The 20,429-nt window shown below is 57.7% G+C and carries 20 protein-coding genes; 10 read left to right on the top strand and 10 right to left on the bottom strand.

Annotated elements, in window-relative coordinates; translation table 11 throughout:
* The first annotated feature begins 56 nt into the window (after nt 1-56).
* The 3 genes from U9R61_RS16200 to U9R61_RS16210 are packed head-to-tail and all read left to right on the top strand — an operon-like array spanning nt 57 to nt 2,023.
* Nucleotides 57-989, top strand: coding sequence for a PrsW family glutamic-type intramembrane protease (locus U9R61_RS16200; protein ID WP_322489848.1), 933 nt, complete (start codon nt 57-59; stop codon nt 987-989).
* 12 nt (nt 990-1,001) lie between these two features.
* Nucleotides 1,002-1,607 carry a hypothetical protein gene (locus U9R61_RS16205; RefSeq protein WP_322489849.1) on the top strand — a complete coding sequence of 202 codons (606 nt, stop codon included), beginning with the start codon at nt 1,002-1,004 and terminating at the stop codon, nt 1,605-1,607.
* On the top strand, nt 1,604-2,023 hold the full coding sequence (locus U9R61_RS16210; RefSeq protein WP_322489850.1) for a hypothetical protein: 420 nt from the start codon (nt 1,604-1,606) through the stop codon (nt 2,021-2,023). Before U9R61_RS16205 ends, U9R61_RS16210 begins: the two co-directional genes overlap by 4 nt.
* A 528-nt stretch (nt 2,024-2,551) precedes the next feature.
* Here the strand turns inward: U9R61_RS16210 and U9R61_RS16215 are convergent.
* The 6 genes from U9R61_RS16215 to U9R61_RS16240 form a co-directional block, all read right to left on the bottom strand.
* Complete coding sequence (locus U9R61_RS16215; protein WP_322489851.1) at nt 2,552-3,013, bottom strand: hypothetical protein; 462 nt, start codon at nt 3,011-3,013, stop codon at nt 2,552-2,554.
* A 97-nt stretch (nt 3,014-3,110) separates the two neighbouring features.
* Complete coding sequence (locus U9R61_RS16220; RefSeq protein ID WP_322489852.1) at nt 3,111-4,493, bottom strand: TIGR02710 family CRISPR-associated CARF protein; 1,383 nt, start codon at nt 4,491-4,493, stop codon at nt 3,111-3,113.
* Nucleotides 4,494-4,592: 99 nt separating this feature from the next.
* Nucleotides 4,593-4,874, bottom strand: a complete 282-nt coding sequence (cas6, locus tag U9R61_RS16225) for a CRISPR system precrRNA processing endoribonuclease RAMP protein Cas6 (RefSeq protein WP_322489853.1) — start codon at nt 4,872-4,874, stop codon at nt 4,593-4,595.
* 21 nt (nt 4,875-4,895) lie between these two features.
* Nucleotides 4,896-5,048 (bottom strand): hypothetical protein, encoded by a 153-nt coding sequence (locus U9R61_RS16230; protein WP_322489854.1) that lies wholly within the window; start codon nt 5,046-5,048, stop codon nt 4,896-4,898.
* Between the two features lie 5 nt (nt 5,049-5,053).
* Nucleotides 5,054-5,236: a hypothetical protein gene (locus tag U9R61_RS16235; RefSeq protein ID WP_322489855.1), complete on the bottom strand. Its 183-nt coding sequence runs from the start codon at nt 5,234-5,236 to the stop codon at nt 5,054-5,056.
* A gap of 203 nt (nt 5,237-5,439) precedes the next feature.
* Complete coding sequence (locus U9R61_RS16240) at nt 5,440-5,586, bottom strand: hypothetical protein (protein ID WP_322489856.1); 147 nt, start codon at nt 5,584-5,586, stop codon at nt 5,440-5,442.
* Nucleotides 5,587-5,965: 379 nt separating this feature from the next.
* On the opposite strand from U9R61_RS16240, the gene U9R61_RS16245 reads away from it, so the two are divergent.
* The 6 genes from U9R61_RS16245 (at nt 5,966) to U9R61_RS16270 (ending at nt 11,832) form a co-directional block, all read left to right on the top strand.
* The gene (locus U9R61_RS16245; protein ID WP_322489857.1) at nt 5,966-7,639 is read left to right on the top strand and encodes a GAF domain-containing protein; all 1,674 of its coding nucleotides are present in this window, start codon (nt 5,966-5,968) and stop codon (nt 7,637-7,639) included.
* Nucleotides 7,640-9,562 (top strand): GAF domain-containing sensor histidine kinase, encoded by a 1,923-nt coding sequence (locus U9R61_RS16250; RefSeq protein WP_322489858.1) that lies wholly within the window; start codon nt 7,640-7,642, stop codon nt 9,560-9,562.
* The gene (locus tag U9R61_RS16255; RefSeq protein ID WP_322489859.1) at nt 9,523-10,158 is read left to right on the top strand and encodes a response regulator transcription factor; all 636 of its coding nucleotides are present in this window, start codon (nt 9,523-9,525) and stop codon (nt 10,156-10,158) included. Before U9R61_RS16250 ends, U9R61_RS16255 begins: the two co-directional genes overlap by 40 nt.
* Before the next feature lie 372 nt (nt 10,159-10,530).
* Nucleotides 10,531-10,974, top strand: a complete 444-nt coding sequence (locus tag U9R61_RS16260; protein ID WP_322489860.1) for a PH domain-containing protein — start codon at nt 10,531-10,533, stop codon at nt 10,972-10,974.
* A complete protein-coding gene (locus tag U9R61_RS16265; protein ID WP_322489861.1) occupies nt 10,974-11,210 on the top strand; it encodes a hypothetical protein in 237 nt (78 codons plus the stop codon). The genes U9R61_RS16260 and U9R61_RS16265 overlap by 1 nt, the downstream gene beginning before the upstream one ends.
* Nucleotides 11,131-11,832, top strand: a complete 702-nt coding sequence (locus U9R61_RS16270) for a serine/threonine protein kinase (protein WP_322489862.1) — start codon at nt 11,131-11,133, stop codon at nt 11,830-11,832. The genes U9R61_RS16265 and U9R61_RS16270 overlap by 80 nt, the downstream gene beginning before the upstream one ends.
* Nucleotides 11,833-11,880: 48 nt before the next feature.
* On the opposite strand, the gene U9R61_RS16275 is transcribed toward U9R61_RS16270, so the two are convergent.
* Nucleotides 11,881-12,885, bottom strand: coding sequence for a WYL domain-containing protein (locus U9R61_RS16275; protein WP_322489863.1), 1,005 nt, complete (start codon nt 12,883-12,885; stop codon nt 11,881-11,883).
* 295 nt (nt 12,886-13,180) lie between these two features.
* Between U9R61_RS16275 and U9R61_RS16280 the strand changes: the two genes are divergently transcribed.
* Nucleotides 13,181-13,438: a hypothetical protein gene (locus U9R61_RS16280; RefSeq protein ID WP_322489864.1), complete on the top strand. Its 258-nt coding sequence runs from the start codon at nt 13,181-13,183 to the stop codon at nt 13,436-13,438.
* A 496-nt stretch (nt 13,439-13,934) separates the two neighbouring features.
* On the opposite strand, the gene U9R61_RS16285 is transcribed toward U9R61_RS16280, so the two are convergent.
* From U9R61_RS16285 to bchH, 3 genes are all read right to left on the bottom strand, one after another.
* A complete protein-coding gene (locus U9R61_RS16285) occupies nt 13,935-15,800 on the bottom strand; it encodes an MDR family MFS transporter (protein WP_322489865.1) in 1,866 nt (621 codons plus the stop codon).
* Between the two features lie 114 nt (nt 15,801-15,914).
* Nucleotides 15,915-16,382: a MarR family winged helix-turn-helix transcriptional regulator gene (locus U9R61_RS16290; RefSeq protein WP_322489866.1), complete on the bottom strand. Its 468-nt coding sequence runs from the start codon at nt 16,380-16,382 to the stop codon at nt 15,915-15,917.
* A 208-nt stretch (nt 16,383-16,590) separates the two neighbouring features.
* Nucleotides 16,591-20,400: a magnesium chelatase subunit H gene (gene bchH / locus U9R61_RS16295; RefSeq protein WP_322489867.1), complete on the bottom strand. Its 3,810-nt coding sequence runs from the start codon at nt 20,398-20,400 to the stop codon at nt 16,591-16,593.
* Nucleotides 20,401-20,429: the final 29 nt, after the last annotated feature.

The raw sequence follows: 20,429 nt of genomic DNA on the forward strand, positions 1-20,429 counted from the left end.
AGTGTGCTTCGACCCTACCGTCACCTACGGCAACCGTCTTGTAACAAGTACGTTTTATGTCAAATGAAACCTTAGAGTGTTGTATCTGCCATCAACCCCAATCACCACCCTACCACATTCTCGGCAGGAGGGTCTATTGCGCGCGCCATTATGCGCTGGTCAATAAACCGCACCGTGGTTTTTGGCAAGCTAGCCTCATCCAGATTCTCGGTATGGCTGCGCTCAGCGCGCTGCTGGCATGGCTGGGCAACGCCATCGGCCCGCTCAGCGGCCTGCCCCTGCTCGTGGCCGGCATCGTCTTGTCGGTGGTGCCGGCGGCGTTGTGGCTGATCTTCTTTTACCGCCAAGACCGGCTCGAACCAGAACCGAAACGCAATATCGCCGCTGTCTTCTTCACCGCGCTCTTGCTCACCGATGTGATCGGGCGGCGGGCCATCGAAGCGTGGTGGCGAGTCAGTGAATGGGCCGCTGCCGATACGACCACATCGCTGCTGGCGGCGCTCTGTATCTTGGGGCCGCTGCGGCAGGTGATCGCTTACATCGCCGTGCGCGCTATGGTCTACGCCACCGAAGAGTTCGATGAACGGATGGATGGGATTGTCTACGGCACCGTCGCCGGTCTCGGCGTGGCTACCTTGCTTAACCTGCGCTATGTGCTGGCAAGCGAAGGAGTGGCGTTAGCGCCGGGGGTGATCACCACCGCTACCACGGCGCTGGCGCAAGCCAGCTTTGGCGGGTTGATGGGGTACGTGATGGCGGAAGCGAAATTTAGCCATCGCCCGATCTGGTTTGTGCCGCTTGGCTTTGCCGTCACCGCGGCGCTGAACGGTTTGGTGAGCTGGCTGATCGCCGAAGTGAGCGCCGTGGGTCTCACCGTCGATCCGTGGCGTTCGCTGGCGTTAGGGGTGGCAGTGGCCCTGATCGCCTACCTCACCCTGATCGCGCTGATCCGGCGGAGCGTGATGGTCACATTGCAGCAGTCGTCGTAACGAGGAGCACCCATGATCGGGCAGCTTGGCAATGAACGAGTCTGGCGTGTGCGGTTCTGGAATAAAGACCTCGGTGTGGCGCTGGTCACGGCGTTGGCGCTGCTGGCCGGCACGTTGCTGATGTGGCGCACCGAGACGGCCACCCGATCGTTTGTGAGTCCCGACGCCACCCTGCGCCTCGCCTATCCGGCCCATTGGGTCAGTGTTGACTCGCTGAGTGATGTGCTGCTGAAGGTGGAAGACCCGCAAACGGCGAGCCTGTTCAAAACTACCTTAAGCGTTGAACAGCGAGACATCGATCCGGCCAATCCACCGACCTTGCAAGAGCTGCTCGACCGCCGGGTCGAAGACCGCAGTCTGCTGACCGGCTACCATTTTCTGGGTGAAGCCGAGACAACGGTTGCGGGCCAGCGCGCAATTGCGACCGATTTTACGTATGTCGTGCAACCGATCGACGAGCCGCGCCGTCCGGCGTTGCCGGTAGTGGTGCGCGCGCGCGAATATATCTTCGTCACCGCGAACCATTCGTTCTATCTGACGCTGGCCGCTCCTGCTGCCGAGTTTGACCGGCTCGAAGGCGCGCTAGCGCGGATTATCGCTTCGGTGGAGGCGCCATGAGCATTCCTGATGAGCACGGCGGCTGGTCGCTGGGTGAGCATCTCGCTGATGGCAGCGACGCATCATTGCGCGCACCGGCGCTGTCCCGGCGAGCGTTGCTGATGGCGAGCCGCAGCGGCGGCCTGCGCTTCACCACCCGCACCATCACCATCTACCACAACGGCTTGGTGATCAGCGACGATCCCGCCCGCCGTCCCCGCACCCTCTCGCCGCAAGCCATCAGGCGCCTCTACCACACCCTCTTGCGCACCCGCCCCTGCCGCCTCCCCTGCCGCAGCGAATCATCGCCTGACAGTTATGTCTACTCTTTCCACGCCCGCATCGGCGAACGCATCTGCCAGTTTGAAGTCGTCACCCACAACGCACCGCCGGCAGTGCGCGCCCTGCTGCGCTTGGTGCAGCAAGCGGGGTTGTAAACGCCGGAGCATCCGCAGCAGCGCCGCGTGCGGAGTATGCCGGCAATCGCGATCAGGAGCCAAGCTTGCGATAAACCCCTCTTGATAAACTGTTGTCTCTTTATTATTATTTTTTAATAACGTTATACAAGCTCAACTCGAACCACAAGCTAGAATTCCGGCCCTCAAGGAGTACCCATCAATGCCATCGAAAAAGACCATCAAAGAAGTCGGTTCGGTCATGCTCAGCTTCATCTTGGGCGTGTGGCTTTATGATATGACCTGTACGAAACCGGCGGCTGGGACTTGCTCGCTGCCGAGTAGTGGAAGGAAACGCTTGTATTGGGGATTCTGCTCGTGAACTTGCTCACGCGGGATCGATTGCCGTTCAAGCGATAGGCTAAACAGTGTGCCATCCGGCCACCTGCTCATGATCAGCGACATCCAGCACCTCCCAACGAAGCCTATTTCGTGATATGCTGCCGGTAAGCGCATCGCGTGGCACTGTTCGCCGTGCATTGCCTAATCACGAGGAGGTGGTTATGAATATCAATAATGTGAAACTCTTGCAATATCGCGCAACTGCGCAGCCTTCTTTTCGACTTCGTTGGTCGCAATCAACCACAACCGGCGCAGCTTGCCGACTTTCAGGTGATGCGCAATCGCCGCCGATTCAGCACCGCTCTGTCTGGCGCTGACAAACACGATCAGGCCGGGGTAGGCGCGATCGAGTTTGACTGCATCGGCCAGCCGGTTGCGCTGGCGCCAGCGCAGGTTGAACCAGAGCCAGAGCATGAGTGTAATCGCGAACAGCAATGCGGCAAAGAACACGGTGATCACCGCATAGAGCAACGCGCTCTCGCCGCCCAACAGGTCTTGCAGCAGCTCAACCAACAAATCGTAGAGCGCATTGCCGAGAATGGCAAACACCATGGTACCGATCAAAAAGAGCGCCGGCACCTCTGGATCGTTGATACTTGCAAAAATCTCTTTCCAGCTCCGGCGATTCACGGATCTTACTCCTGCATCTATACTTGCACCCTGTTGGGAAAGGAACTAAGCCATTTGGCTTGTAAGAATGAGCCGATAGATTGCTCAGCATGCCTCATCACAATGTCACAAACCGGTACAGCGCCTCCCAATCGCTGCGCGACCGCTGCCCAATCGCGAAGAATTGATCCAGCAATTGCTCAACCACTGTAACAAAATCGCGATATTCATCTTTGCTAATCTGGCGGAAGCCGTGGGCGAGAATGCTCTGATTGCGAGCGCTAACCCGCTGGTGAATATCAATAGGCTTCACTGTGCGCATCAACGGATCATCAAGCGCTGCAAGTAGCATGTAGCTGTTAAGTAACGTCATTGCACTGTACTTGCCATGGTGATTCGGTTTCAGACCGCGCTCTGTAAAATCCAGCGCTTGCTCTTGATCGCGATACCTTTGATCAAGGTTTGGCCGCGCTTCTTTGAGCGGATCAAGGTTAGGTTCTGCTGGCCATACGCCATACGTTGCCAACCGGTGTTGGCTCATCAATTCCAAACAACGGTAACGGAGCAACGCGGCAATGTCGTAGCGCAGTTGCGCTTCGCGGTGTAACGCATTGGCGTGCAATGAGCCAAGCAGCGACAGTACGTCGTCGAGGTTGGCAAGCGTGGCAAGGGCGCGTTTGATGTCAGCTTGCCGGCTGCGATGTCCTTTCCGTTTATCGACATTCAAAGCGCTAGTCACTTGATGCAGGCGAGCAAGTGCTGCTTGCTGCTTCTCTAAGATAGCTGCTTGTGCTGCAAACGGCCCTGGCAACGGCTTGCTCAACAGGTGCTGCAACGTCTGCGCCGCGGTCTGCAGATCAAACGCTTCCCATTGGGTATAAGCGATGGCCAACTGCTCGAGAGCGGCATACGTTGTGCGATCGGGTTCCGGCACCCGTCGGGCTAAATCGGCGTAAATCCGCGCTGCACTCAAGTAGTCGTGGGTGTTGAAGGCACGGGCAGCTTCCTCTGCTTCGAGATCGCCGAATACTTCATACGGATCAGGCGGGGCGATCAGGCGCTGCGTGCCCGGTACCGGCTTATTTTGCTGATAGTCGCTCTCGATGTAGATCGTATCAAGATCGAGCGCATAGGCCGCTTTGGCCAGCCCTACCGACATCATCTTGGTGCCGCCAGTCAAATCAACGAGGATCTGTTCGCGCGGCAAATCAGACCAATCCTCGATGATCGCGCGCAATGCGCGATAGACCTGATTAATGTCGGTGTAGCGTGCTGTTTTGCGCAACCAATTCGGATCAGGGGAAGAATCAATCTGCTGTGCCACTCGTTCAGGGAAGGTACGCGTCTCCGGCGTCAGCAGGAAAGCGACTCGCTGCGGTTGCAGCGCCGCCAGCAACAATGCAGCGGTATCGGTTTGACCGCTGCCGGTGAGGATTAACGCCACCGCATGCCGGTCGCCTACTCGTTCGCGGAAGAGACGGAGTTGTTCGTTAAAGTCCATTATTGTCTCCTATAGCATATCGCGTCACCGGCGAGCCAGCGGCTCGCGCCCCATTCCCCTCGGCGCGCGGGCGGCTCGCTCGCATCCGCACCCCACGCTTCACCGCAGTGGACGCACCTCGATCCAACCGTGGCCAAACACGCACGATTTGCCGGCATGCACTACACTTGCCGCCAACAAGAACGACCGCACCACCGGCGGCACATTGCGCAACGTCGCTGCGCCGACCAACCCGCCCAACACCATCGACTGCCGCTTGCTGGGATGGGTGCTTGTTCGTTCCCAATCCACCCAGCGCGTGGTGTCATCTTCAACCGTTACCTGCTGCGCAGCAGCGATCGCTGGCCGGTAATCAACCTCCCACGGCACATGGATGTACAAGCGATTGAGCGCCTGCAAGCGCTATGCAGTCGTCTGCATGATCGCCGGAATCTCCGGTTTCTGCATGAGTTCGCCGCGCGTCTTGATCCGCAGCGGCGTGCGGAGCGCGAGTCGGAGATCGGCGGGTAAGCGTTGCGCGATTGGCGTCAGTTCCGAGAGGTTAAAGACCGGCAACTCGCCTAGGGCCAGATCAGCATCGCCACGCGATAGATCGTCACCCCCAGCAACTGGCCATACGGCAACGCCTCGATCCGTTCGAGGCGCGCTGTAGTTTGGTAGTGGCCCAGACCGGTGCGGGCGAAATCGGCGAACGCTAGCGCCACAAAGGGCAGAAACTCGATCCCGCACCCAAACAGCAGCATATTATATTCGTTTCGAGCAGATCGCCGACAGCGTAGATACGACGCTGGTCGAGCGGCGGCTCGATCACGAACGGGCGCGGCGCATCGCACAGATCGTGCAAAAACTCGCTGTTCGGCGGCACCGCCGGCTCAAACAGATCACGATAGACGCAATGCGCTAGCGCCGCCGGGCAGGCGTTCGACCGGCCCCAACACTGTTGCGGTCACGCAATCCGTTGCAGCGCATAGCCCAACCCGCCACGAAATAATGCGCCTTTAAACGGTGGCAACCGCGCTGGCGCCGCCGGCCGCAACGTGACCCGAATTCGTAACACGTTCAGCGCCGGCAGCGTCAGTTCAGGTTCAGCCATAACCATTGACTTTCCGTGACAAGAGGGTTCGTAACCAAGAACGATGATCCCCGCATGTCTCCCAGCCGGGCGAGGGCGTCAGTGGCTTCTCACACACAACAGCGGGTAAGAATAGCGCAACACGTACATCGCAAACGAGTTCGGCATTTAGGTGCAAGTATACCGCATTAGCGTCGAAAGCATGTGCGATGAGCCAAACGGATCATCGATTGCTGAACGAATCGAACAATTTGCACCTTCCCATGCGACCACCGTGGCTGGTACGATACATGTATTCACGGCGAAAGACCAGCGGTAAAGGATGGTCAACCATGCCGCTTGATCCTGAAGTTCAGAGGGCGCAGTTGAGCCGCGACATGCGCCTCAATCTTAACTGGCGGTGGCGACAAATCAGGGGGCATGGTTCGGCCAAGAACGCGGTGCGTTGTTCTTGATTTGGTGCTTGCGGGTCGGCGGTTTGGGATTGCTCATTATGTGGGCATGGCTCAAAGCGCCAAACATACCGGAGCCAAACCTGAAGACAGGCTGGCTCATTATCGGTGTGATGGCTTGTTTTCAGATCTTTACAGCGGTCTGGGGGACATTTCAACCCGAACAATGGCACAAACCGCCAGCGAAGTTCCTGCAAAACCTGATCGAAGTCATCTTGATCAGCTCGGCTATTTTGCAGTTTGGGACAGCGTCTAATACCTTTTGGGTACTTTACCTCATCCCCATTGTTAGCGCGATGCGCTTTCTCAATAACCTATGGGGCAGTGTCATCGTTGGGATCTCGATTAGCGCGGCCACTGCGGTAGGCAGCGTTCATGCTGATAGTCTGCTCGAAATCGCGATCGCGCCAACCATCACGATCTTTGGCTTACTATTGTTGTATGTTTTGCGCCGCACCTCGGTGCATCCGGACGCTTTTGCTAATCAACAGACCGAATTAGCCCAAATCCTTGATCGATACCAAGCCGGGATCTACGTGGTCGATCAACATCGCCGGCTCGTGTTTGTCAATCATGCGCTTGAACAGCAATTTGGCCCATGGACGCCCAAGATGACCTGCTACGAGTATTTGGTCTGCTTGCATGCGAATTGCACGGCCTGCCAAAAACCCCAGTCATATCCGCAACCATACACGATGCAAGTCCCCGGCGGGCGCAAAATAACATTCAATGTCGAGTCGCAGCAGGTCGCTGATGGCGAGCATCTCTTGCTGTTTCTCAATCCGCCGCGCAAGATCCGGCTTGATTTGTACGAACAATTGCTCAATGCCATTGTTGAAGGGGATCAGCAAGGGTACATCAGCGCCCTTCGCCAACTGCTTGACTCGGTACGTAAGGGTTTTAGGGCGGAATCAGCGGCGATCTTTTGGTTCAAGGATGGGCGGCTGACACGTGACATCATCAGTGGCCCGCCATTGCCGTTCGATGAGGATTACGAATCGGGCCAAGGGATTACCGGGTTGGCGTTGCCCGGTTCAGGAGGGGCGCCATTTGGGCGTACCGTCGTCGTCAATAACCTCGACGTCGCACCAGTAGTCATCGATAATTTTACCGAACACCCGGTCGTGCATCCCAAATATTTCGAGGCGTACAAACAGGCGCTCCTCAGCCAGCAGGTGAAACACCTCTTAGTGGCGCCGCTCAATGGACGCCGGCGGATTATCGGCGTGTTGCGGTTAGTCAACCGGCTGAACGAGCACGACCAATTGCACAGCGAGGGGTTTCAGCGCCTAGATGAAATTGATTTGACCATCATTTGTGAACGGCTAGCGCATGCAATCGAGTATCGGGAATTGTACCTTGCCCGGCAACGACAGCTTGAAGAGACGGAACGGTTCTACCGCATCTACGACGCCAGCACGCGCGGCCAAGCCGTCTTTACTACGATCGTTGAAGAAGCGCTGAAGGCGTTTCCCGCCGCGAGCAAATGTGAAATCCGGCGGCTTGATCGGGCGAGCCAGACCTTACAATTAATCGCGGCCCGCCACCGGCGCGGCTTTGATTATGGCGCGCCACCGAGCCCGCTCGCCGGCATTAATGCGCGCGCACTGCGTGAAGGGTAAATGCAGTTTGTCACGGATACCGCCCACGACCCCGATTTTATTCATCGTCAACCACCCATTGGCGCGCTGATGGTCGCGCCGCTGATCGGCTACCTCGGCATTATTGGTATTCTCACCCTTGATTACGATGAGCCACGCGCATTTACGACCGAGGAACACCGGCGGTTCGAGGCACTGGCGACCCATGCCCAGTTGGCAGCAACCGTGGACTGGCGGAACGAACAGGCTGAACATCTGCGCAAGCATATTCAACAGATGAGCGACTTGAGCGAAGGTATCACCGGCGTCTATCAGCATATCCTCAAGGCTTACCACAACTTGATTGGCTACGATAGCGCTTCGATTCAGTTGCTCTACGGTCACTATTTGCAAATTGTCGAATGCAGCGGCTTTGCTGATCGGAATGCGGTCTGTTCCTTGTCGTTCGACCTTCACGATGAGCGGTTTCCCAACACCCGTGTGTTGCGCGCGCAACAACCGCTGGTTGAGGCTGATGTCACCCAAACCTGCCCCCACTTTAGGCAAGAAGCGGAACGGTATCAGACAGTGAATATTCGCAGCATCCTCTATACACCGCTGATCTATCGCGGCCAATGCATCGGGATGATCGCGCTCGACAGCCATATACCCTCCTTCTACCGTGAAGGTGATGTAGAGCTGAGCACACTGCTTGCCAGTGCCGCCGCTTCGGCGATCGACAACGCGCGGCTAGTGGAAAAGCTCCAACAGCAACAAAAACAGTTATGGGTGTTGCTTGAGAGCGGCACGGCGTTAATGAGCATTCATGACGAGCGCAAACTCATTGCGTCGTATGCCCAGCTCGGGTCGAACCTGTTCGCATGCGAGCACTGTGCCATCTTCCTACGCCGATCACCGGATTATGAGTTTGAGCTAGCGGTGTCCTCGCAGCGCGATAGTTACTTCGACAATGAAGCCTATGGACGATTGGCGGCAACTATTGCAGAACACAATCAGATCATCGCCCTCACTGGTGATGCGTTGCTAGCATGGTATGCCGAACATGGTATTGCCGGCGATGAGCTTACGCATTTGCCCACCGCGCGCGGTCGTTCCTTGCTCGCCGGCCCGATCCGCGACCAACGCCAGATGGTGGTTGGCGTATTAATCTTTGAAAATCACGAACCTGATTATGGCACAGGTTTCCCGCAGCCGGCGCATGATTTATTGGAATTGTTTGGCAAACAAATCTTAAACGGCGTGAATATTGTCAATATCCGCCGGACAACCCGCGAGAGTTTAGGTCTCGATGTCCATGATTTGCTTAATTTTGTCCAAGGAACAATTATCTTCTCACTCAATACGATGATCAGACAACTCGAACGAGCTGAGCCGGTGGCTTCGATAACCCCGCAGTTACTGCAAACGAACCAAGCAGCAAAGTTTCTCTACCAACAATTGCGCTATATTCAAGACGATCTCCGTGGACGTACCGATCTTGAGCAGCCATTTGACCGGATGGTCAATGATTATATCAATTTACTCAGAGGATCGGTGCTCAAAGATGTCCCGATCTCCTTCGATCCCTTGACCAACGTAAACCTGCCTCCGAAAACGGCTTACGCCCTCTTCCGCATTTGCCAAGAAGCGCTCGCCAACATCGCTAAACACGCTGAAATCCACCTTAAGCCAGATGGCGCAGTGTGGATCACGTACACCCAAACGGAGACTGGATTTACGCTCACGATCGAAGATAACGGTCGCGGTATGGCAGAGAGTATGGAAAGCCTGCGCCAGTGGGGTGCGTATGGCTTAACCACGATTCAACAATGGGCAGAACGGATCGGCGGACGGGCAATTGTCCAACCGCGTCCCACCGGCGGCGTCATTGTGCAGGTCACCGGCCAGATCAAGGAGGAGCAGGCATGGACACCCGCATCAGAGTCGTTATTGCCGATGATTTAACCCTCTTTCGCGAAGGGCTGAAAAAGGTGCTCGCCTATATTCCTAACATTCACTGTGTTGGTGAAGCGCACACCCCGCAAGAAACGATCAGCATGGCAAGCAGGCTCCAACCAGATATCATCATGATGGATATCTCGTGGTACGGCGACCGATGGACCGGCATTCATGCGATCGAACAGATCAAACGCCAAACGCCGCAGGTGGCAGTCATTGCCATGACAGCCTATCCCGAGTGGATCGAACAGGCTCAGCGCAAAGGCGCTGACATAGCAGTCTCAAAAGAGGTTTTCAATGATTCTGACCAACTCGAGCGCTTGCTTGAAGAGGTGTTACGGAAAGTCCGGCAGGCGCATACCCGGCATACCATCACGGCCCCACTCACTGAACGCGAAAAACAGGTGCTTCGCCTGATGGCGCGCGGCGCTCTAATCGAAGAGGTGATGAAAGAGTTGAGTTGTAGCGCTGGCACAATTAAACGGGATGTGCAAAACATCTGTGATAAATTGCAAGTGACCAACCGGGTTCACGCCATTGCGCGCGCCTATGATCTCGGCATCTTAAAAATGGGCAGCAGCTTTTCACCCGAACCGATCTAAGCCGAGAGCCAGTAACGATGCCGAAAGACGGCGCAGCCGGCTGCGCCGTTTTTTCGTTGCCAAATGATTGCTCATCGACGCATTTCTTCATGTGGCAGAGCATGATCCATTCGACGATCATATCCGGTGTAACCATGAGTCTTCTGATGGATGCGATGTAATCATCTGATTACGTATAATCATCATAACAAATCTCTATCGCAGCATACAACAAACGTACCCGTTAAAAAGAGTAAAAAAGAGTAAAAAAAGGAGGTGATTGGCCGCACTCGTTGTCACTCGTTGTCATAGGCAGGCACCAAGCGGAACATCGGCACCCAGATCGGTTCGCCAGCGCGAACCGGCTCGCGCCACTCGGCGAAGGAGGATACGATGGCGATCATTCACCAGTCTCCCCCGACCCCGTTCCGTCGACATCCGCTGCGGCGCTTGCAGCAGTATCTCGGCTTCGCGGCTCTCTACGGCATCCTTGCCGGATTAGCGTGGCAAACGTTCACCGTCGGGTATGTCTCGATCGCTCTTGGCTTCGCCGTAGCGAGTACGGCTGCTCTGCTAGGCATCATCGTGCTGGTGATCCAAGAACGCCAGTTCCACATTGTGATCACCTGCGACCGGATCATCATCGATGACGGCTATCCGTTCGGTTCACGCCGCGTTATCGAACGGATCTATATCCGTGGACATTACTTCCCGCCTAATCCGATTGGTCACTGGTTCGACATCGGCACGCTGGTGATCGAATATGGCGATGAAACGATCGTCCTCGACGGCTTGACATCATTTAGTACTCTCCGCAACCTGTTGGAGGTGTCGTGATGATAGGGGTGCCATGCAACGAGGTGGTGGCCGATCGCTTTCAGGTAGTTCACCGGCTGGCCCGCACGGCTCACAGCATTATCGATCTGGCTTACGATGAAGCGAATGCGCAATTGGTGGTGATCAAGCGGCTTGCTCCAACCAGTCGCAGCATGCATGTCGCGCGCCAACGCTGCCCGCGCCTTCCGGCGCGAGATCGACATTGTGCGCGCATTGCCGGCAGCAGTCGACAATAAATGGCACTACTTCCCGCGGTTCATCACGGCGGACTGTGACCATTACGAAGATTTCTATGTCCAGAGCTACATTCCCGGCCAGACGCTGGCTTCCATCCTTGCCGCCGGTCATCCACACGACGCGCTCACCATCGCGATCAATCTCTGCTGGGTGCTGCGTATCTTGCACATGCACGGGATTGTTCACGGCGATCTGCATCCGCAAAACATTATGGTGGGATTGCACGGCGAGGTGGCGCTGATCGATTTCGGCCTGAGCCGCTACTGCTACCAACTGGTGCCGGACGTGCAAGGGATTGGCCGGCCCATCTATACCCCGCCTGAACAGTTGGCCGGCAGGCCGATCGATGAACGGAGCGACTTCTTCGCGTTGGGGTGGGTGTTGCACGAGCTGCTAGACGGCGAGCAGTTACCTCCGGCTATCCAGCATCTGATTGCAACGATGCTCGATCCGTTTCCGGCCAACCGGCAGGTGAAGTTGGCGGCATTGCAGGCCGAGCTTGAGGAAGTGCGCGATGAGCGCTCGCAACCGCAGCCGGCGCCACAATGGTTCATCAATGGCCTCATCATTGTGAGTATCGCCGCTATCGCGCTGCTCTATCTCACCTTGCTTTGGCGATAATCGCATCTCTACGTGCGGCAGCTAGCCTGCCGCACGCCATCCTTTTCCTTACTCGGCATACACCGCGCGCATCCGTTCGACCGTCTGCCGGATCATCGCCACCAGCTCATCCGGTTCGAGCACGCGGCAATGTTCGCGGTAGCGAAGCAGAATCTGCTCGGCTTGCCACAAATCGCTGGTTTGGGCCGCGATCTCGGCGCTGCCGTCGGAGTGATACGTCACCGTACTGTTGGGAAACCAGAGCGCCACGTCACGGTTGCGCGCCACTTGCGGCGAGAGCCAGTAGCGCAACGACCACACCTTGCGCGGCGGCAATTCGGGTGGCAACACTCGCCGCTCGACGTGCAACGAATCGGGGATGATCCGGTCAACCCGGTAGGGAATATAGCGTCCCACCGTCGCTTGATGGGGTGAACTGTAGCAGTAGGCTTCGAGGTAGGTATGGCCATCGCGCATAAAGAGCCGCACCGGCGCTACCCGGTGCGCTTCTGGTTCTTGGCTAAAGGTCGAGCGGTAGAGAAAGCGCAGGGCATGGCGGCGGAGATTGCGCTGGAGGCGAGCTAACAATTGTTGGTCGACGGTCGCGCTGCTTTGGGGCAAGTCGAATTCCACTTCTTGCTGCTGGCTGAGATATGACCGCCGTTCCGGCGGCAGCAGCGCAATGACATGATCGAGCAGAGACCGCAGCTGCGGGCCGTTGGGCCAGTTGCTCTCGCTGAACAGCGCTGTGAGAAACGCAAGCGCCTCTAGCTCTTCGTCAGGCAGATTGAGCAAGGTGAGCCGGCCAAAATCGGTCAGCGCGTAGCGTCCGTCAGGTTGGCGTTCGATCGTGCAGAGAAATTCGTTGCGGAGCGTGTTGAAATCGTGGCGAAGCGCAACTAGCGCGTTAGGGGGATAGATGCTGGAATCGAAAGTGCGGCGCGCGTCTGCGATCAGCTCAGCGGGAGTCGCCGGGCCGCGTACAAACCGGCTGATCAGCCACAACCGCCGCTGCACCGTCAACGCAGAACTGCGCTTTTGGCCGCGACCATGACGAGAGCGTGGAGTCGCCACGTGACACCTCGTTGCCATATCGTGCGGATCTTTTGCGTATTATACCTGACTTGGCCGATGATGGGAATAGCCGCTCGACAAGAATAAATTAACGTTGTATATTTACATCATAAATAAACACTGTTAACCCAGAAAGGAACCGCTCCTATGCACCTCGTCTCGATTACCCGCCTGCGCGTCCGTTCAGTCTTCCTCATGCCACTCTTTGTCTGGCACGCGCTGCGTTCACATCGCCACCCGTTTCGAGTGGGGTAATGTCGTCTGGACAAAGACGGTCTAGCGCGATGCGACGGCGATGAAGGGGTATCGCAATGGCGGGGCGCATCGTTTGGCGATGCGGTTACTGGCCGAGCTGTGCAGTGAGGCGGCGGTCGCGCGCTGGGAGCAAGCCTCGCCCGAACCGCCAAGCTGGGCCACGGCCCACGAGCGCTTGCTGCGCGATGGCCGGTTATCGCATGTCAAGCGTCTATCGCCTCTGCATGCCGCCGGTCACACTGCTCTGGCGACGGTGCAGCCGGGGTTTGCGCCGCCATCGCCGCCGGTTCTGAGCTGAGGAGATTGAGTAGACCATGCCCGGCCCTATCTGGCACGGATGACAACACCCGCGGCGCGGCCTTGCCCCCAACCCCCGCTCCCACCGTGCGACGGGAGCGGGGGAGTAGCCTTGTATGCGTGACAGCCACCGCTTGAGCGGAACCCAGCAGCGCCCCTCTCCCGCGCCGGCGGGAGAGGGGACAGGGGTGAGGGTCATCCCTCCCCCAGCGGGGGAGGGGCACGGGGTTGGGGCTAGCCGTTTACCGCAAAGGACGCAGGGGTGGCGGCCTGCTGTCATTGCGAGGGCGCACCGCGTCCGAAGCAATCTCCTTCTTTAGCGAACCACATGCCTGAGTGCATCTTTCCCGCTCTTGGGGGAGATTGCTTCGCCGCGATCCGCTCGACTCGCAATAACAACCCCGGAAAGGTCATCTTCCCCCAACAATTCCCTTTGCGTCTTTGGGAGCCGGACAGCCGTCCGGCTCTACATGCGCCTTGGCACCCTTTGCGCCTCCTCATTCCATCATTGGCGGCAAGTCTTGGCCGTAGCTGCGCTGGAGCGGCAGTTCAGGAATGAACAGCGCCAGCACCAAGCCGATCACCGCCAGCCAGAGCGCGTACCAGTAGATCGTCGTCACGCTCTTGGTAAAGGCATCTTTGAGCGCCGCGCCAATCTGCTCGCCGATGGCGCGCCCCTTGGCACGGGCCGTCTGCTCAGCTTGGTCGAGTTGGGCCAATACCCGGTCGAGCGCCTGCGCGCGGGCAGTTGCCGGCAAGTTTCCGATCATATCCAGCATCGCCTTCTGCTGATCGGGTATTTGTGGATCGGCACGCAATGCTGCAATCGCAGCCGGATCGGCATCACGTAAGGCGCGGGTCAGCAAATCACGGCGCGACGCAAACTGCTCGGCAATCGCCTGCTCGATCCGCGCCGCCGGATCAACCGTTTCGCCACTTGCCCCCTCACCGGTGCCCATACCGTTGCGCAGCGTGCTGCTGTCGAAGCGGGCAGCCATTTCCGGCGGCAACTGAGCCTGAATCGGAGCCAGATTCGCGGTGAGGGTTGTTGTCAGTACGCCGGTAAGTAGCGCACCAAAGACCGCCGAACCGACCACCTGGCCGAGCTGCTGGAAGAATTGCCGACTCGCCGTTGCCGCGCCCATGTCGGCGCGCGGTACCGCATTCTGCATGGCCAGATTAAGCATCGGCAAGGACGGGCTTAAGCCTAGACCCAAGATCACCATCCGCAGCCGCACCATCCACACCGAGGCGTCGGGTGTTAGGGTCGTTAACCACCACAGAGCACCGCTCATGATTATGAAACCGACCACAATGACCGGTTTGTAGCGACCGGTGCGCTGGACGATCTGTGAGGAGACCAGTGAGCCTACGACCATACTCATGGTAAGCGGCAAGAGCGTGGTACCGGCAGCAGTCGCACTGACGCCCAAGACGTTCACCATATATAGTGATAGGAAAAAGATGGCCGAAAACAGCGTAGCACCCACAGTCATACCGATCAGCGCGGTGAGGGTGAAGGTCGGAATACGGAAGAGATGGAGCGGCAGGATCGGCGATTCGGCACGTTGTTCGATCAGAATGAAGAAGATCAAACCGACGATACTGATCGCCAACAAACCGAGAACGAGCGGCGAAGCCCATGGGTAATCGGTCTTGTCGAGAGTTAAAGCCAGCAAGAAGGGAACCACAGTGATCAACAGCATCACTGCACCGGCATAGTCAATCGCCGGTTTGAGACCACTGTGCAACCGTGGCAACTTGGCGATAATAAAGCCGAGCGCAATAACGCCCAAGGGCAAGTTGACGAAAAAGACCCAGTGCCAGCTCAGGTTGTCGGTCAGCAGCCCACCGATGAACGGGCCGAGGACGCTTGAGAGCGCAAACACGGCACCGAAGAGACCCATATAGCGCGCCCGTTCCGCCGGTGCGAAGAGGTCGGCGGGAATGGCGAATGCGGTCGAGGTTAGGGCTGCGGCGCCAAAGCCTTGGAGACCGCGATAGAAGATCAGTTGGGTCATGTTACCGGCCAGCCCGCACAACAGTGAGCCAAGCAAGAAGACCACGATCCCAAACAACAGAACATATTTGCGTCCGTAGATGTCTGACAGTTTACCGTAGATCGGCACCATGGCCGTTGAGGCGAGCAGATAACTAGTTGAAATCCAGCCGATTAGGTCAATCCCCTGCAAATCGGCGACAATGCTGGGTAGCGCCGTTGAGACAATGGTCTGATCAAGTGCCGAAAGGAACAGACCGAGCAAGACACCGACCAAGATGATCAGCTTGCTGCGCTGATCGAGAGTGACTGCGTAATCGATTCGTGTTACCGTCGTGGAAGCCGGTGATGTTGTGGTAGTCATACGATGTGTTTCCTCTGTACGCCCTAGAATGTGCCTGTTTTCAGACAAACGAAGGTCGGGCGCCGCTCTGGCCAGAGCGGCGCAGCAGAAAACGAAGACTGCCGTTACCGTCCGTTATGGCTTTGGCACGAGCTGCCACTCACGGCAAGCCGCACTGAGCGCTTGCCCCAACTGCTCGAGCACGTCTGGTGGTAAGCGACTGAGATGACGACTCGCCTCGTTCAAGCGGATCTGACGAGCTTCGGCTGCTACTGCTTCACCCAGTGGTGTGAGCGAAACCAGTTTCTGCCGACGGTCGTGCGGTGCTTCATATCGTTCCACTAATCCTTCTTGTACGAGCTGATCGATCATCTGGCTGGTCGTAGCTAAGGTGAGATTGAGATGTTCACTCAGTGATGAGATCGTGGCTTTCTGTTGGCGTTGAATATGCATCAGCGAGACGAGACGCGGCATCGAGAGATTGGTGCGCTGCAAAAATTGCAAGAGGGTATCCATGCTTTGCCCCATCAGCTCGCTATGCACGAGATTAAAGAGTTCCGCCACCCGTTCTGGGGTATAGGGTGGATCGAGGATATGAAACATAGTTAGTTCCTTCAAATAGTTTGTACTATCAAACTATTTGAAGGATACGACAATCACGCGCTATTGTCAAGAGGGAAATACCGAACAAGTTACCGCGGTTCAGACAGTACCGGCAAGCGAAGCGAGCATCTCGTCACAACAAAGAACAACGGTAGCGGTACAGGACGCCGTACCGCTACCGTACCCATTGGTCTACTCTCGTCTAACGTTATGCCACTCCCTCGAGGCGGTCTTCGAGATCGGCATGCAACTCGCGCAACCGCTCCAGGGTCTCCTCATCGGTTTGCCAGATCCCACGCGCGTTGGCTTCGAGCAAACGCCCCACCATATTACGGGCTGCCGCCGGATTGAGCTGCTCGATCCGCGTGCGCATTGCATCGTCGAGCACGAAGGTCTTCGCCGCTTCATCGTACACCCACTTGTCGACCGCGTCAGTTGTGGCACTCCAGCCGAGCATGTAGGTAAAGCGGCTGGCAATCTCGGCGGCACCGTTGTGGCCGTGGCGCAACATCCCTTCGTACCACTTCGGGTTAAGGAACTTGGTACGATACTCCACCCGCAACGTCTGCTCAAGCGTTTGCAGCTTGGTTTCGGCAGTAAAGCTCTCGACGAAGTTGAGTGGCACGCGCTGACCGGTGGCTCGCTCGGCTGCCGCTTTCAGCGCCCCCGAATAGCCATAGTAGTGTTGCATGTCGGTTAAGCCATACTCTACACTGTCAATCTCTTGGGCGACACGACTGACTGTGCCGAGGAGGGCACGCAAGACTTCAGGTTGCGCTTCACCATGCTGACGACCGCCAAAGGCATATGCGTTACGCTTGATGAACAGCTCCTCTAGCTCTTCACGCTTCTCCCACGCACTGCCCTCAATCGCCTCATCGACATCGGTCCCGTAGGTACCGGCTGCCTGCGTGAAGATACGAGCCGTCGCCTGATCAAAGCTCTTGCCGGCAGCCATTATCTCTTGCACGTGCTTGCGGATGTAGTTCATCTCAACCGGCTCATCGGCTGCCGCCGCTTCTCGTACCAATCGATCGAGCATATCCATCGTACCGGCGAAGATGTCGCGGAAAATACCGGAGGCAGTCATCAACACATCCACGCGCGGGCGCCCTAGCTCGGCTAGCGGGATGAGCGCGTAGCGACCTACCTTGCCTTGCCCATCTTTGATCGGGCGAGCACCGATCAGACCGAGGACAATGCCAATCGATTCACCTTTGGTCTTGATCGCGTCAAGCCCCCACAACACCTGCGCAATCGTCTCCGGGTATTGACCGGTTTCAGCCCGATGCGCCGCAATCAACGCCTCAGCGATCCGCACTCCGCGTTCGTAGGCGCTATCCGATGGGACACGGAAGGGATCGAGGCTATGGATATTACGTCCGGTGGGTAATACCGTCACTCCGTCGCGGATAATGTCACCGCCAGGAGCTGCCGGAATATAGCGTCCGGCCAAGCCACGGACGAGATAGTCGAGTTCTTGCGTATTATCGCGTAACGCTGCCAGCAATGCCCGCCCGTGCTGGATCAGTCCCTGCACCTCGTTGCCGGTAGGCAAGCCAAACCGGTGCGCAGCCTGTTCGGGCGACAGATGCCCAAAGACGGTCTGGCGGACGAAATCGGTACACCGCTCCTCAATCTCGTCGCGCAGGGCCAAGGCTTCGGCATCACCCTGCCGCGCCCGCGCCAACACATCGCCGTAGCGCACGGTGGCGCGCCGTGCTGCGAGGAACAGATCGGCTAGACCGGGCAACTCGCCGCGCGGCACCTTGAGCGTCTCGACGATCAGGGTCAGTTGCTCTTCGGGCGGCGGGGCGCTGCCCAGCACGTGCAAGCGGTCGGTAATCATCGTCGCCGCTAGATCGCGCAGATAGGCGTATGCCCGCGACGCAAAGCGGCTGAACGGCTCGTTGGGCTGACGTACCAGATCGTTGTCAAGGTTGAGCAGCGCGATCTTCTGCATAATCGCCACCGCCTCCGGGCTTTGGTCATCGTCGGCGACCGAAGCCGGGCGCTCGCGATACTCGGCCAGCAGGTCTTGCAGGGCCTGCAACTCGCGGTAAAGACCGGCCCGTCCGTATGGCGGAATGGCGTGGCCGATAATCGTGCTATAGCCGCGCCGCTTGGCGATATTGGCTTCGGCGGGGTTATTGATCGGGTAAACGTAGAAATTGGGCACTTCGCCAAGCAGAATATCGGGCCAGCAGCGATCGGTCAGGCCCAGTTGCAAGCCGGGCATCCACTCGGCGGTGCCGTGCATACCGAGGTGGATAATCGCATCGGCGCCGAAGCTCTCGCTGAGGTAGCGGTAGAAGAGCGCATACTGGTGGTGCGGCGTATTTTCCTTATCGAACAGCAGCCGCATCGGGTCGCCGGGCATGCCGATTACCGGCTGTACGCCGATAAAGATATTGCCAATCTGGGCGCCGGCCAAGCGCACCTTATTACGCCCCAGCGGGGCAATATCGCCGGGGAAGGCGCCCCAACGGGCATTGATTCGCTCTTGATCAGCGGGCCGCAACCAGCGGTAGAAATCTTGCAGATCGGCGCTCACCCCTATCACCACTGGCGGGTGGCCGGGAGGCAACGGCTGATCACCCACCAACCCTTCAAGGCAGCGGGCAAAGGTTTCGGGATCGCGCGGATAGCGCCCCACCTGATAGCCTTCGGCAGCCAGCCGGTCGAGGATCGCGATCAGGCTCGCCGGCACATCGAGCAGGGCCGCCGTCGCCACCTTGCCTTGGCCGGGAGGATAGTTATAGACGATAATCGCCACCTTCTTATCGCGGTTCGCCTTCTTGCGCAAACGGACGAAGCCGCGGGCAATCCGGGCCAGCCGCTCAAGCCGGTCTTGCACCGCCGTGATCGTGCTGCCACGCATCCCGCCCAACACCACCGGCGCGATCGCGCCATCCATTTCGGGCAGGCTGTAGAGGAAGGTGCTTTGCAGTGGGCCGACGCCGCGCTCGCGCCAATCGTCTTCGTCTTGCACAAACAGCGGTTGGGCGACGATATACGGCACATCGAGCTTGCTGAGCAACTCGCGGGCGACATCAACCGTCAAGCCGGCCTTGGTCGAACCAGCCGGGCCGCCGACCAACGGAAAGCCCATCGTGTTAATCACCAGATCGACCTTCATGTGGCTGAGCCACTCGCGCACCACGATATGGCTCTCGATCCCCATCACGAAGATCGGCAGCACCCGCAAGCCGGCGGCTTCGAGCGTCTGCACAATTTTGTTATGGTAATCAGCCCCCGACAGGATATGGGCACGGAACGACAGCACCGCCACCGTTCCGAGCGGGGCCGGCACCCCTTTGCGCGCACGGTTGCGTTCCTTTTCCCACCGCTCGTACTCGTGGGGATTAGCGAACAACTTTGGCGCATCAGGATGGGCAAAACCCATATTCGGCATCTCGACCACCGGGTCAACCCGCAGATGGCTCATCCCGCTATACTCGCGCATGATGAGCTTAAACATATTGGCCGCGTTGGCAATGCTGCGATGATTCCAATAATTATTGACATTCGTCCAATTGCGAAAATCGTTGAGGCGCTTGCCGGGCAAGAAATTGATCAGTTTTGAGGTGATTTTTTGCAATTTGACGTAGCCGTAGAGCGCGTCTTCCTCGCGTCCGCCAACCAACAGTCGGGCCACATTTTGCACCGGCTTAGGCATGCCCTTGCCACCTTTGAGGTTATACGACCCAACCTTATTCAGCCGCATCACCTCAGGCAACCCTTCAAACGAGAAGACCACCGGCGGATCGTGGCGTTCGACCATCGGGATCAACACCTCCGCCGTCTCGTTCAAGGTAATCAGTGAAAGGATGAGGCACTGGCAACGGGCAATTGCCGCCTCGACTTCAGCCGGGCGCGCGGTGACATCACGATCTTCGAAAATATGCAAGCGGAAGTCAGGCACCTCTTTGCGCACCTCAGCTTCGGCGCGGCGGAAGAAATCCTGACTGTACCGCTGCATCCCCAGCACCATCACAAATTCTGTCGGCTGGCTCATAGCACCATTGCTCCTGTCGTCAGCGATAA

The organism is Chloroflexus sp., assembly GCF_034431535.1.
Classification (GTDB): Bacteria; Chloroflexota; Chloroflexia; order Chloroflexales; family Chloroflexaceae; genus Chloroflexus.